11 protein-coding genes are annotated in these 13287 nt (G+C 68.3%); 5 read left to right on the top strand and 6 right to left on the bottom strand.

Translation table 11 applies throughout. From position 1 onward, the window contains the following. The first annotated feature begins 30 nt into the window (after nucleotides 1-30). A complete protein-coding gene (locus tag G6N66_RS21840; protein WP_085234938.1) occupies nucleotides 31-609 on the top strand; it encodes a TetR/AcrR family transcriptional regulator in 579 nt (192 codons plus the stop codon). Nucleotides 610-623: 14 nt separating this feature from the next. On the opposite strand, the gene pgi is transcribed toward G6N66_RS21840, so the two are convergent. Together pgi and G6N66_RS21830 are read right to left on the bottom strand one after the other, a co-directional pair. Next, a complete protein-coding gene (gene pgi, locus G6N66_RS21835; protein ID WP_085234899.1) occupies nucleotides 624-2270 on the bottom strand; it encodes a glucose-6-phosphate isomerase in 1647 nt (548 codons plus the stop codon). A 63-nt stretch (nucleotides 2271-2333) separates the two neighbouring features. Beyond that, nucleotides 2334-2633 (bottom strand): chorismate mutase, encoded by a 300-nt coding sequence (locus tag G6N66_RS21830; RefSeq protein ID WP_085234898.1) that lies wholly within the window; start codon nucleotides 2631-2633, stop codon nucleotides 2334-2336. A 234-nt stretch (nucleotides 2634-2867) separates the two neighbouring features. On the opposite strand from G6N66_RS21830, the gene pcrA reads away from it, so the two are divergent. Further along, nucleotides 2868-5186 (top strand): DNA helicase PcrA, encoded by a 2319-nt coding sequence (pcrA, locus tag G6N66_RS21825; protein WP_085234897.1) that lies wholly within the window; start codon nucleotides 2868-2870, stop codon nucleotides 5184-5186. Between the two features lie 77 nt (nucleotides 5187-5263). Here pcrA and G6N66_RS21820 read toward each other — a convergent pair whose 3' ends face one another. Next, entirely contained in the window at nucleotides 5264-5806 is a 543-nt protein-coding gene (locus tag G6N66_RS21820; protein WP_085234896.1) for a hypothetical protein, read from the bottom strand. A gap of 19 nt (nucleotides 5807-5825) precedes the next feature. After that, nucleotides 5826-6878: a M23 family metallopeptidase gene (locus G6N66_RS21815; protein WP_232079383.1), complete on the bottom strand. Its 1053-nt coding sequence runs from the start codon at nucleotides 6876-6878 to the stop codon at nucleotides 5826-5828. 266 nt (nucleotides 6879-7144) lie between these two features. Between G6N66_RS21815 and sucC the strand changes: the two genes are divergently transcribed. Together sucC and sucD are read left to right on the top strand one after the other, a co-directional pair. Beyond that, complete coding sequence (sucC, locus tag G6N66_RS21810) at nucleotides 7145-8308, top strand: ADP-forming succinate--CoA ligase subunit beta (protein WP_085234937.1); 1164 nt, start codon at nucleotides 7145-7147, stop codon at nucleotides 8306-8308. A 12-nt stretch (nucleotides 8309-8320) separates the two neighbouring features. After that, complete coding sequence (sucD, locus tag G6N66_RS21805; RefSeq protein WP_085234894.1) at nucleotides 8321-9223, top strand: succinate--CoA ligase subunit alpha; 903 nt, start codon at nucleotides 8321-8323, stop codon at nucleotides 9221-9223. An 11-nt stretch (nucleotides 9224-9234) separates the two neighbouring features. Here sucD and G6N66_RS21800 read toward each other — a convergent pair whose 3' ends face one another. Beyond that, complete coding sequence (locus G6N66_RS21800) at nucleotides 9235-10647, bottom strand: PE family protein (RefSeq protein ID WP_085234893.1); 1413 nt, start codon at nucleotides 10645-10647, stop codon at nucleotides 9235-9237. 216 nt (nucleotides 10648-10863) lie between these two features. On the opposite strand from G6N66_RS21800, the gene G6N66_RS21795 reads away from it, so the two are divergent. Beyond that, complete coding sequence (locus G6N66_RS21795) at nucleotides 10864-12384, top strand: acetyl-CoA acetyltransferase (protein ID WP_085234892.1); 1521 nt, start codon at nucleotides 10864-10866, stop codon at nucleotides 12382-12384. Here G6N66_RS21795 and G6N66_RS21790 read toward each other — a convergent pair. After that, nucleotides 12381-13229, bottom strand: coding sequence for an LLM class F420-dependent oxidoreductase (locus tag G6N66_RS21790; protein WP_085234891.1), 849 nt, complete (start codon nucleotides 13227-13229; stop codon nucleotides 12381-12383). The genes G6N66_RS21795 and G6N66_RS21790 overlap by 4 nt on opposite strands. Nucleotides 13230-13287 lie beyond the last annotated feature (58 nt).

Here is a 13287-nt window from a genome sequence, read left to right as displayed (position 1 = left end):
GATAACCGGGTGGACAACCGCAGGCGCCGCATGACCGCCGAGGCGCGGCGCGAACAGATCCTCGACGTGACGCACGCGATCGTCGACGCCGAAGGGTTCCACGCGGCAACACCGAACCGCATCGCCGAGCAGGCCGGCATCAATCGGTCGTTGCTCTACCAGAAGTTCGGCGACGTGGCCGGCCTGTTCGTCGAATTGATCGACCGTGAGGCGGCGCGGGCCGGTGCCCAGTTCGCCGAAGCGATCTCCGAATTGCATGCCAGCCCCGCCGATCACTCCCTGGTGCGCGCGTTCGACGGTGTGCTGGCCGCGGTCGACGCCCATCCGGCGACGTGGCGGCTGTTCCTGTTCCCGCCGCAGGGCGCTCCACCGGAGTTGTACGCCCGGATGGCGCAGGCTCAGGCGGTCGTCATCGACGTCTTCATCCGCGAGCTGCTGCGCATCAATCCCAACGTGCACGATCCCGAATACACCGCCAGGATCATGCACGCGTCCGGTCGGGAGCTGCTGCAGTTGCACCTCAGCGATCCGCAGACCGCGACCGCCGAGCGCCTGCGCACCTTTGTCCGGCGACGCTTCGGTATGGCGTTCACCGGCCTAGCCCGCTGAGACGCCGCGAAATATCAACTGGTGCGCCCTCTTTCGGTGCGGTACTTGCGCACCAGCGCATCGGTCGAGCTGTCGGACTGCGCGGCGGGCGAGCCGTCGCCGGTGATCACCGGCAGCAGCGCCTTGGCCTGCGTCTTACCCAACTCCACGCCCCACTGGTCGAACGAGTCGATGCCCCAAACCACGCCCTCGGTGAACACCTGATGCTCGTAGAGCGCGATCAACTGCCCCAGCACCGACGGCGAGAGCCGGTTGGCCAGGATCGAGGTCGACGGCCGATTGCCCGGCATCACCTTGTGCGGCACCACGTTCGCCGGGGTGCCCTCGGCGGCGATCTCCTCGGCCGTCTTGCCGAACGCCAGCACCTGGGTCTGGGCGAAGAAGTTGCTCATCAACAGGTCGTGCATGCTGCCCGTGCCGTCCGCGGTGGGCAGGTCGTCGACGGGCTGGCTGAAGCCGATGAAGTCGGCCGGCACCAACCGCGTGCCCTGATGCAGCAACTGGTAGAAGGCGTGCTGGCCGTTGGTTCCCGGTTCGCCCCAAAAGATTTCGCCGGTATCGGTGCTGACCGGGGTGCCGTCGGCGCGCGTGGACTTGCCGTTGGATTCCATGGTCAGCTGTTGCAGATACGCCGCGAACCGCGCCAGGTCGTTGGAGTAGGGCAGCACGGCGCGCGACTGCGCGTCGAAGAAGTTGGAGTACCACAGCCCGATCAGGCCGAGCAGCGCCGGCGCGTTGGACTCCAGCGGCGCGCTCTTGAAATGTTCGTCGACGATGTGGAATCCGGACAGGAAGTCGGCGAAGGCCTCCCGGCCGATGGCCGCCATCAGCGACAGCCCGATCGCCGAATCGACCGAATACCGCCCGCCGACCCAGTCCCAGAACCCGAACATGTTGGCGGTGTCGATGCCGAAGTCGTCGACGAGGCGCTTGTTGGTGGAGACGGCGACGAAATGCTTGGCCACCGCGGCGTCGCCCAGCACGTCGGTCAGCCAGCGGCGCGCCGCGGTCGCGTTGGTCAGCGTTTCCAGCGTGGAGAACGTCTTGGACGCGACGATGAAAAGTGTTGTGGCGGGCTCTAAATCGGCCAATTTGGCGATCAGGTCGGCGGGATCGACGTTGGAGACGAACCGCGCCGAGATTCCCGCGTCGGCATAGTGGCGCAGGGCCTGATACACCATCACCGGGCCCAGGTCGGATCCGCCGATGCCGATGTTGACGACGGTCTTGATCCGCTCGCCCGTGGCGCCGGTCCATTCACCGCTGCGCAGCCGATCGGTGAAGTCACCCATCGCGTCCAGGACGGCGTGGACGTCCTGCACGACGTTCTGGCCGTCGACGGTCAGCTCGGCATCGCGCGGCAGCCGCAGCGCGGTGTGCAGCACCGCGCGGTCCTCGGAGGTGTTGATGTGCGCCCCGGAGAACATCGCCGCGCGGCGCTCTTCCAGGTTGGCGGCCCGGGCCAGGTCGACGAGCAGCCGCAGCGTCTCGCGGGTGACGCGGTGCTTGCTGTAGTCGATGTAGAGGTCGCCGACGCTCAGCGTGAGTTCGCGTCCGCGGTCGGGATCGTCGTCGAAGAACTGGCGTAGGTGGACGTCGCCGATGTCAGCGTGGTGTTTGCGCAGGGCGTCCCAGGCCGCGGTGGCGGTGATGTCGGTCATGGTTCGACCCTAGTGCCGCCGAGCGGGGGGCGGCGGCGTCGTCAACTGCCGTTCACCCGGCGCTCAGTGACCCAAGCGTCCCCGGCCCAAACGCAACAGCAGCATCGCCAGATCCTTGCCGTCGGGACCCAGCTCGCTGTAGCGCTCGATGACCTTCATCTCGCGGCTGTGCACCAGGCGGGTGCCCCCGGACGCCATCCGGACCCTGCCGATCGCTTGGGAGACTTCGGCGCGGCGCTTGACCGCGGCCAGGATCTCGGCGTCCAACCGGTCGATCTCTCGGCGTAGCTCTTCGATGTCGAGCGTTTCAGTGTCCATATCTGCTGACTCCGCGTTCTCGTGATGTGGGGGTTCTGGTTTCATCCGGTATCGGGCCTCACAAAGAGATGAGCCCCGAGTCCGGACGCGGACCACGGGGCTGGCGCGAATGCAGCTAGACCGCGGGCACCGCTGGTCGGTACCCGTAGGAAAATCGGGGCTGCCTGTTGAGCACGAGACCGAGTGTGCCACCTACGGGCTTTCCTGTGCAAAATCGGGGTCGGCGCCCTGCCCGCCTTGGCGTTGGCTGTCGTCGGGCGGCGGTAAGTTTGGACCGACATGACTGTGCACGCGACCGACACCCACTCCGAAGCTGAGCAGCTGCTCGACGGGCTCAACCCGCAGCAGCGCCAGGCTGTGGTGCATGAGGGCTCGCCGCTGCTGATCGTGGCGGGCGCCGGCTCGGGCAAGACCGCGGTGCTGACTCGGCGCATCGCCTACCTGATCGCGGCTCGCGGCGTCGGGGTCGGCCAAATCCTGGCCATCACGTTCACCAACAAGGCCGCGGCCGAGATGCGTGAGCGCGTCGTGCGGCTGGTCGGCAACCGGGCCCGCGCGATGTGGGTGTCGACGTTTCACTCGTCCTGCGTGCGCATCCTGCGCAACCAGGCGTCGCTGATCGACGGCCTCAACTCGAACTTCTCCATCTATGACGCCGACGATTCGCGGCGGCTGCTGCAGATGATCGGCCGCGACATGGGGCTGGACATCAAGCGGTTCTCGCCGCGGCTGCTGTCCAACGCCATCTCCAACCTGAAGAACGAACTGATCGACCCGCATCAGGCGGTGGCCGACCTGACCGACGACTCGGACGAGCTGAGCCGCACCGTCGCCTCGGTCTACGGCGAATACCAGCGGCGGCTGCGCACGGCCAACGCGCTGGACTTCGACGACCTGATCGGCGAAACCGTGGGCATCCTGCAGGCCTTCCCGCAGATCGCGCAGTATTACCGCCGGCGCTTCCGGCACGTCCTGGTCGACGAGTATCAGGACACCAACCACGCGCAGTACGTGCTGGTGCGCGAACTGGCCGGCCACGGCCGCGAGCAGGCCGCACCGGACGACGTGCCGCCCGCGGAACTCTGCGTCGTCGGCGACGCCGATCAGTCCATCTACGCGTTCCGCGGTGCCACCATCCGCAACATCGAGGACTTCGAACGCGACTACCCCGACGCGAAAACGATTCTGCTGGAACAGAATTACCGCTCGACGCAAAACATCTTGTCCGCGGCCAACTCGGTGATCTCGCGCAACTCGGGGCGCCGGGAGAAGCGGCTGTGGACCGACGCCGGCGCCGGGGAACTGATCGTCGGCTATGTCGCCGACAACGAGCACGACGAGGCCCGGTTCGTCGCCGAGGAGATCGACGCGCTCGCCGAGCAGGGCGAGATCACCTACAACGACGTGGCCGTCTTCTACCGCACGAACAACTCGTCGCGGTCGCTGGAAGAGGTGTTCATCCGCGCCGGCATTCCGTACAAAGTCGTTGGGGGAGTGCGCTTTTACGAGCGCAAGGAGATCCGCGACCTGATCGCCTACCTGCGCGTGCTGGACAACCCCGGCGACGCGGTGAGCATGCGGCGCATCCTGAACACGCCGCGTCGCGGCATCGGCGATCGCGCCGAGGCGTGCGTGTCGGTCTACGCCGAGAACACCGGCTCCAGCTTCGCCGACGCGCTGCAAGCGGCCGCGGAAGGCAAGGTGTCGATGCTCAACAGCCGCTCGGAGAAGGCGATCGCGGCGTTCGTCGAGTTGCTCGACGACCTGCGCGGTCACCTCGACGACGATCTCGGCGATCTGGTCGAAGCGGTGCTGGAACGCAGTGGATACCGTCGGGAGCTGGAATCGTCCACCGACCCGCAGGAGCTGGCCCGGCTGGACAACCTCAACGAACTCGTCAGCGTCGCACACGAATTCAGCACCGACCAGGCGAACGCGGCCGCACTGGCAGAAGACGAAGAAGACATACCGGACACCGGCGTGCTGGCGGCGTTCCTGGAGCGGGTGTCGCTGGTTTCCGACACCGACGAGATCCCCGAGCACGGCGCCGGCGTGGTGACGCTGATGACGCTGCACACCGCGAAGGGCCTGGAGTTCCCGGTGGTGTTCGTCACCGGCTGGGAGGACGGGATGTTTCCGCACATGCGGGCGCTGGACGATCCCACCGAACTCTGCGAGGAGCGGCGGCTGGCCTATGTCGGGATCACCCGTGCCCGTCAACGGCTCTACGTCAGCCGGGCGATCGTCCGGTCCTCGTGGGGGCAGCCGATGCTCAACCCGGAATCGCGGTTCCTACAGGAAATCCCGCAGGAGCTGATCAACTGGCGGCGCATGGCGCCCAAGCCGTCGTTCAGCGCGCCGGTCAGCGGCGCCGGCCGGTTCGGTACACCGCGCTCGGCGCCGACCCGCGCCAGCGGCGCGAGCAAGCGCCCCCTGCTGGTGTTAGAGCCCGGCGACCGGGTGACCCACGACAAGTACGGGCTGGGCCGCGTCGAGGAGGTCTCCGGCGTCGGCGAATCGGCGATGTCGCTGATCGACTTCGGCAGCGCCGGGCGGGTGAAGCTGATGCACAACCACGCCCCGCTGTCCAAGCTCTAGCCGCCATCGCCGAGCGTGAAGGCACGGCGAAAAAATCGCGAAATTCTCGCCCTCAGAACACGTTCGGCGAGAAGGGCTTACTCCGACAGCCAGCGTTGAGTGCGTGGGTGTAGCGCCAGCACCACGCTGGCCAGCGGCAGCAGTGGCAGCGTGTGCACGATCCACGCCACGCGCGCGCCGGCGATAAACACGCTGAGATAGGTGAGCAACGCGACCACCGCGCCGACCACGATCAGCCAGCGCCCGAACGGGCGACGCTGCAGCAACTGGATCACGCCGGCGATTGTGGACACCGCGAAGACCAGGGCGAGAAATCCCATGGCGATGGAAAACAGGTGGCCGCTGCTCCACCAGCCGGTGATCAGGTCGGTGGCCACCACCGAGGTCGCCCAGCCGCTGACGATACTGACGGCGCACGCGGCGACCGCCGTCCGGGAGCTCGGCTCAGCGGTCGACGACCCGGTGTGCGCGCGAGCGGTGGCGGGTGTCCCAGGAAGGTGAGTGGTCGCCGTCTCGGCGATGGTGGGAATCGGCCCGCTGGGCGCGCGCCGGATGATCCGCGTGCGGGATTCCTCGGCTGGCGGGGGCTCAGGCGGTTGGGGGTCGCTCGGCGCGGTCACTTAACCAGGTTAACCGGCTTTAACCGGCGTAGTTGCCCACGAAGAGTCCGCGCTTGGCCAGCCACGGCACCGGGTCGATGCGTTCGGAGCCGTTCAGCAACACCTCGAAATGCAGATGCGGGCCGGTGGAGTTGCCTCGGTTGCCCATCGTGGCTATCTGGTCGCCGGCCATCACGCTCTGGCCGACGCTGACCAGCGCGGAGTTGATGTGGCCGTAGAGCGTGACCGTGCCGTCGGAGTGCCGCAGCTTGACCCACATTCCGTAGCCGGCGGTCGGGCCGGCGTCGATGACGACGCCGTCGGACACGGCGAGGATCGGGGTCCCGATCGAGTTGGCGAGGTCGATGCCCGCGTGCAGCACGCCCCAGCGGTAGCCGAAATTCGAGGTGAAGATGCCCTTGGTCGGCATGACGTAGAGCGGCTGCTGCAGGCGCGCCTCGCGCTGGGCCCGCTCCTGTGCGAAGGCGGCGCCCTTGGCCAGCTCCTCGTTGTGCACCGCGACGTTCGCCGTCGGCTCGACCGCGACGACCTGGGCGCCCCGGGATGCGTTGTTGCCCGCGCCGGACAGCGCCGACGAGCTCGCCGTCAGCACCGCCTCCGTCCGCGGGGTGGCGGCGTGACTGGTCGCCGTGTGCGCCGCGGCGGCGGCCGCGCCCGCGGCCATCGCCGAGATCAGCAGCCGGCCCCTGGCCGCGCTGGTCGGCTCCTTGCGATGCTGCCCGGAGCGGCGCGGCTGCCAGTCGATGTCCGGCTCGGGGACCTCGGGCAAGTCCAGCCGGGGCATAACCTCGGTGGGCGCCGCGGCCAGCCATGCCGGTGCCAGGTTGTCGATCTCGTGCAGGTCGTCGAGTTCGGGGGCCCCCAGCACCTGCTCGGCGTTGTCGAACGTGCAGGCCTCAAAATCGAGGGTGGATTCCAGCTCGTCGATCTCGTAGAGGTCGTCGAGGTCGCCGAACCCGTCGAGCGGAAGGATTTCGGTGACTTCGTTCCGATGGTGTCCCAACCAGCGCTCATGGGTCCGACGAGCCGCTCCCGCAGCGGAGCGAGACCGGATGAGACGGTGCTGGGACAAGCTGAGATGTCCTCGGATCGTGACCATAACGTTATCTGGACCCTGAGACGTTATCCGTTGACCAACGGCGCTGGCAACCCGGCTCAAACCTCCGCGGCGAGAATGTGAGTTGGATCACGCAACCGGATCATGAACGTTCGGTGACCCCTGTCACATGGGTGGATGCGGCGTTAGCAGCGATTTGACGGGTGGCTACAGTTCGATCGTGCGAGTTGCCTAACCGGTACCGCCTCAACCTAAATGGCCGATACGAAGACGTGGAGCCCATGGATCTTTTCGAGTACCAGGCGAAGGAATTGTTCGCCAAGCACAACGTCCCGAGCACCCCCGGTCGGGTCACCGATACCGCGGACGGCGCCAAGCAGATCGCCACCGAGATCGGGGCCCCGGTGATGGTCAAGGCCCAGGTCAAGGTCGGCGGCCGGGGCAAGGCCGGTGGCGTCAAGTACGCCGCCACGCCGGACGACGCCTACGAGCACGCCAAGAACATCCTCGGCCTGGACATTAAGGGCCACGTCGTCAAGAAGCTGCTCGTCGCCGAGGCCAGCGACATCGCCGAGGAGTACTACATCTCCTTCCTGCTCGACCGCGCCAACCGCACCTATCTGGCGATGTGCTCGGTGGAGGGCGGCATGGAGATCGAAGAGGTGGCCGCCACCAAGCCCGAGCGCCTGGCCAAGGTCCCGGTCAACGCGGTCACCGGGGTCGATCTGGCCACCGCGCGCTCCATCGCCGAGCAGGGGCACCTGCCGGCCGAGGTGCTCGACGCCGCCGCGATCACCATCCAGAAGTTGTGGGAGCTGTTCGTCGCCGAGGACGCCACCCTGGTGGAGGTCAACCCGCTGGTGCGCACCCCCGACGACCGGATCCTGGCGCTGGACGGCAAGGTCACCCTGGACGCCAACGCCGACTTCCGGCAGCCCGGCCACGCCGAGTTCGAGGACCGCGACGCCACCGACCCGCTGGAGCTCAAGGCCAAGGAGCACGACCTGAACTACGTCAAGCTCGACGGCGCCGTCGGCATCATCGGCAACGGGGCGGGCCTGGTGATGTCGACGCTGGACGTGGTTGCCTACGCCGGTGAGAAGCACGGCGGCGTGAAGCCGGCCAACTTCCTCGACATCGGCGGCGGCGCGTCGGCCGAGGTGATGGCCGCCGGCCTCGACGTGATCCTCAACGACAAACAGGTCAAGAGTGTGTTCGTGAACGTGTTCGGCGGTATCACGTCGTGCGACGCCGTCGCCAACGGAATCGTGACCGCGCTGAACATGCTCGGCGACGAGGCCAATAAGCCCCTGGTGGTGCGGCTCGACGGCAACAACGTCGACCAGGGCCGCCAAATCCTCGCGCAAGCCAACCATCCGCTGGTGATCCAGGCCGAGACCATGGACGACGGCGCCGACAAAGCCGCCGAGCTGGCGAACAAGTAAGGGAGTCAAGGAATGTCGATCTTTCTGAACAAGGACTCCAAGGTCATCGTCCAGGGCATCACCGGCGGTGAGGGCACCAAGCACACCGCGTTGATGCTCAAGGCCGGCACGCAGGTGGTGGGCGGGGTGAACGCCCGCAAGGCGGGCACCACCGTGTCGCACGTGGACGCGAAGGGCAAGGACGTCGAGCTGCCGGTGTTCGGCGGCGTCGCCGAGGCGATGAAGGAGACCGGCGCCAACGTGTCGGTGGTCTTCGTGCCGCCGAAATTCGCCAAGGACGCGATCATCGAGGCGATCGACGCCGAGATCCCGCTGCTGGTGGTCATCACCGAGGGAATTCCGGTGCAGGACAGCGCATATGCGTGGGCCTACAACGTCGAGAAGGGTCAGAAGACGCGCATCATCGGGCCGAACTGCCCCGGCATCATCACGCCGGGTGCGGCGCTGGCCGGCATTACCCCGGCCAACATCAGCGGACCCGGGCCCGTCGGGCTGGTGTCCAAGTCGGGCACGCTGACCTACCAAATGATGTACGAGCTACGCGATTTCGGCTTCTCCACGTCGATCGGGATCGGCGGTGACCCGGTAATCGGCACCACCCACATCGACGCCATCGAGGCGTTCGAGAAGGACCCCGACACCAAGGTGATCGTGATGATCGGCGAGATCGGCGGCGACGCCGAGGAGCGGGCCGCCGACTACATCAAGGCCAACGTGTCCAAGCCCGTCGTCGGCTATGTCGCGGGATTCACTGCGCCGGAAGGCAAGACGATGGGCCACGCGGGCGCCATCGTGTCCGGCTCGTCGGGCACCGCGGCCGCCAAGAAGGAGGCGCTGGAGGCCGCCGGGGTGAAGGTCGGCAAGACCCCGTCGGAAACGGCGGCGCTGGCCCGGGAGATCCTGAAGAGCCTGTAGCTGGCGCTGATTCAGTTCCCGGGAAGCCCGGGCTTGCCGTCGGCGCCCAGCAGCAAAGCTTTGCCGCCCTTCCCGCCGTCGCCGCTTGCGACGCCGCCGTGGCCGCCGTTGCCGCCGTTACCGCCGTCTCCGATCAGCCCCGAGTTACCGCCGTCGGCGCCGTTTCCGCCGCCGCTGCCGATGGCGCCGGCGCCGCCATTGCCGCCATTGCCAGACAGGATGCCGGCGTTGCCGCCGGCGCCGCCGTCACCGCCCAGGCTGCCAATTCCGCCCGCACCGCCGTCGCCGCCGGACCCCATGAGCTTGGCGCCGGCCCCGCCGGCCCCGCCAGTGCCACCGTCGGCGCCCAGCACTCCGCTGTCGCCGCCGGAACCACCGGAGCCGCCGCGACCGTGCAGGATCCCGGCGTCGCCGCCGTCTCCGCCGTCGCCACCGGGGCCAACGGCGGAGCCCCCGCCCGCGCCGCCGGCACCGCCGGAGCCGACGAACCCGCCCGCGCCACCGGCGCCGCCCTGGCCGCCCGAGCCCGTCAAGTCGCCGAGGCCACCCATCCCACCCGCGCCGCCGTGGCCGGCCAGCAGCCCTCCGTTGCCGCCGGCACCGCCGGCCCCGCCGTCGGAGCCTTGGCCGCTGCCCCCGCCGGCGCCCCCCGCGCCGCCGGTGCCGATCAGGCCGCCGGCGCCACCAGCGCCGCCCGCCCCCCCGGCAAGGCCGGCGATGTTTCCGAAGCCGCCGGTGCCCCCGACGCCGCCGGTGCCGAACAAGCCGGCGGCCCCGCCATTGCCTCCTGCGCCGGCGGCGTTGCCCCCGGAGCTGCCCCCGCCGGTCCCGCCGGCGCCGCCGGTCCCGAACAGTCCGCCGGCGCCGCCGTTGCCGCCGTTGCCTTTAAAGTCTGCGGCGCCGCCGGGCCCGCCGTTGCCGAACAGCCCTGCGGCGCCACCATTCCCACCGTTGGGGTGCGTCGCGCTCCCCGAACCCCCAGCGCCGCCGTTGCCGATCAAAATCCCGCCGGGGGCGCCGTTAGCCCCGCTGCCCGGGGCGGCGTTGGCGCCGTTGCCGATCAGCGGGCGCCCGAGCAGCAGTTGGGTGGGGGCATTCACCGCATCGAGCAGATCCTGCTGCACGGTCTGCAAGGGCAGGGCGTTGGCCGCTTCACTTGCGGCATACCGCGCCGCGCCGCCATTCATCAGCGCGACGAACTGCTGGTGAAAGGACGCCGCCTGCGCGCTGAGCGACTGATACGCCTGTGCGTGGGCGCCGAACAGGCCGGCGATAGCCGCCGACACTTCGTCGGCGCCTGCGGGTAGGACGCCGGACGTCGGGAGCATGGCCGCCGCATTGGCCGCGTTGATCGTCGAACCGATGTTCGCCAAATCCGAGGCGGCGGCAGCTACGAACTCGGGGGCCGCGATGACAAAAGACACCTGTCACCTCCCATCCGGGAATTAGCCGATCGTATCGCGAATCGGGGGAGAAGAGACGTGCGGTTGACAGAGAAAACCGGGCAGCTCGGCAGTTAAAAAAGATGCCGATTCAGGCGTGCGCCATAACCGGGTTGGCCGCGCAATCCGGTGGCACCGAACACACCTCCGCGGCCCCGAGTTCGGATCCGGGACGGCCCTACGGTAGATAGTGGATCTATGAATCTTGATCCGCGGACGCCCGTGATCGTCGGCGTCGGCCAGGCGGCCGAGCGCATCGACGACCCCGATTACCGGGCCATGTCCCCCGTCGAGCTGGCCGCCGCCGCCGCGCAGGCCGCCATCGACGACTGCGGCGGCTCCGCGGTGGCCCCCGCCGTCGACACCATTGCCGCGCTGCGGCAGTTCGAGATCTCCGGCATCGTCAATGCGCCCCTGGGCCGGTCGAACAACTACCCGCGATCGGTGGCCAAGCGGATCGGGGCGGAGCCGGCCCGGGCGATCCTAGAGATCGTCGGCGGCCAGGGACCCCAGCATCTGGTCAGCGAGCTCGCGGCCGAGATCGCCGCGGGGCGCTCGCAGGTCGCCCTGATCTTCGGCTCGGACGCGACGTCGACCCTGCGCCACTTCGCCGGCGCCGAAACCAAGCCCGACTTCACCGAGACGATCGAAGGCGATCTGGAGGATCGCGGCCAGGGCATCGAGAAGCTCATCTCGCGCTACACCGTCAGTCACGGCCTGACCAGTGCGCCGATCCAGTACGCGCTGTTGGAGAATGCCCGACGGGCCGGAACCGGGCTGGGCCCGGCCGAGTATCTGCGGGCCATGGGCGAACTGTTCGCCCCGTTCACCAAGGTGGCCGCGGGCAATCCGTTTTCCGCCGCGCCGACGGAGCGCACGGTCGACGAGCTGATCACGGTGACCGAAAGCAACCGGATGATCGCGGAGCCCTACCCACGGCTGCTGGTCTCCCGCGATCAGGTGAACCAGGGCGCGGCCGCGCTGCTGATGTCGGTCGAGGCGGCCCGACGCCTGGGGGTGCCCGAGCAGTATTGGGTGTATCTGCACGGGCACGCCGACCTCGAAGAGCAGTCTTTGCTGGTGCGCCCGGACCTCGGGCACGCCCCGTCGGCCGTCATGGCGGTGCGCGAGGCGTTGGCGGTGGCCGGCATCGGCATCGACGACGTTGCCACCTTCGACCTCTACAGCTGCTTTCCGGTGCCGGTGTTCAACATCTGCGACGGCATGGGAATCGCCACCGACGATCCGCGCGGCCTGACCCTGACCGGCGGACTGCCGTTCTTCGGCGGCGCCGGCAACAACTACTCGATGCACGCCATCGCCGAAACCGTCGCCCAAATGCGAAGTGCGCCAGGGCAATTCGGTCTGGTCGGGGCCAACGGCGGCATCCTGAGCAAGTACTCGGTCGGCGTCTACTCCACCACCCCGACGGAATGGAAGCCGGACCGCAGCGCGCGGTTGCAGGCGCAGATCGACGACGGGCCCACGGTGTCGGTCACCGAGAACGCCGACGGCACCGGCACCGTCGAGACCTACACCGTGCGCCGCGACGACCTGCGGGCGACCGGGATCGTCATCGGCCGGCTCGACGACGGCAGCCGGTTCCTGTCGACCACCGAGGACGACGAGCTGATCGCCCTGCTGACCGACGGCGACCCGCTCGGACGCCGGGTTCGGGTGCGCTCGTTCGACTACGGCAACCGCTGTTTCGCCGGTTAAACGAAGCTCGCCAGCTTGTCCGCCAGCCGCTCCACGTAGGCGGCGCACTCCGCTTCGGAGCTGTCCGGCATGCCGAACAGCACCTCGGTCACGCCGAGATCGGCCCAGCGCGCTAGCTTCTCGGCCACCGGTTTGAAGTCCAGCGCCACGATCTGCGGCGCCCCGTCGCGGCCGGCGGCGGCCCAGGTGTCCTGCAGCAACTTCACCGGCTCGTCGATGTCGAAGTCGCGCGGCGTGGTGATCCAGCCGTCGGCGCTGCGCGCGATCCACTTGAAGTTCTTCTCGTTCCCGGCCGCGCCCACCAACACCGGAATGTGCGACTGCACCGGCTTGGGCCAGGCCCAGCTGGGTCCGAACTTGACGAATTCGCCGTCGTAGGCGGCTTCTTCCTTGGTCCACAGCTCCCGCATGGCTTCGATGTACTCGCGCAACATCGTCCGACGCCGTCCCGGCGGCACGTTGTGGTCGGCGAGTTCGTCGGTGTTCCAACCGAACCCGACGCCGAGGCTGACCCGGCCGCCGGACAAATGGTCCAGGGTGGCAATGCTTTTCGCCAAGGTGATCGGGTCGTGTTCGACGGGCAGCGCAACCGCCGTCGACAGCCGCACCCGCGACGTCACCGCGCACGCCGCGCCCAGGCTCACCCACGGGTCGAGCGTGCGCATATAGCGGTCGTCGGGCAGCGACGCGTCACCGGTCGTGGGGTGCGCCGCCTCGCGTTTGACCGGGATGTGTGTGTGCTCGGGCACATAAAACGTCGTGAAGCCGTGGTCGTCGGCGAGTTTGGCGGCTGCCGCCGGAGTGATGCCGCGGTCGCTGGTGAAAAGCACAAGGCCGTAATCCATGGACAGAATTAGAACGTGTTCTACCTGTACTGGGCAAGCGGCAGGGCGGTGGGGGTCG

Source organism: Mycobacterium conspicuum (assembly GCF_010730195.1).
In the GTDB taxonomy this organism is placed as follows: Bacteria; Actinomycetota; Actinomycetes; order Mycobacteriales; family Mycobacteriaceae; genus Mycobacterium; species Mycobacterium conspicuum.
Note: the sequence above shows the minus strand (reverse complement) of the source record. Positions and strands in the feature narration are given on the sequence as shown.

Excerpts from the sequence above, each read along its gene's own strand:
- G6N66_RS21830 (WP_085234898.1), bottom strand. The coding sequence starts at position 2,633 with ATGAAACCAGAACCCCCACATCACGAGAACGCGGAGTCAGCAGATATG.
- sucD (WP_085234894.1), top strand. The coding sequence starts at position 8,321 with ATGTCGATCTTTCTGAACAAGGACTCCAAGGTCATCGTCCAGGGCATC.
- pcrA (WP_085234897.1), top strand. The coding sequence starts at position 2,868 with ATGACTGTGCACGCGACCGACACCCACTCCGAAGCTGAGCAGCTGCTC.
- G6N66_RS21795 (WP_085234892.1), top strand. The coding sequence starts at position 10,864 with ATGAATCTTGATCCGCGGACGCCCGTGATCGTCGGCGTCGGCCAGGCG.
- pgi (WP_085234899.1), bottom strand. The coding sequence starts at position 2,270 with ATGACCGACATCACCGCCACCGCGGCCTGGGACGCCCTGCGCAAACAC.
- sucC (WP_085234937.1), top strand. The coding sequence starts at position 7,145 with ATGGATCTTTTCGAGTACCAGGCGAAGGAATTGTTCGCCAAGCACAAC.
- G6N66_RS21790 (WP_085234891.1), bottom strand. The coding sequence starts at position 13,229 with ATGGATTACGGCCTTGTGCTTTTCACCAGCGACCGCGGCATCACTCCG.
- G6N66_RS21840 (WP_085234938.1), top strand. The coding sequence starts at position 31 with ATGACCGCCGAGGCGCGGCGCGAACAGATCCTCGACGTGACGCACGCG.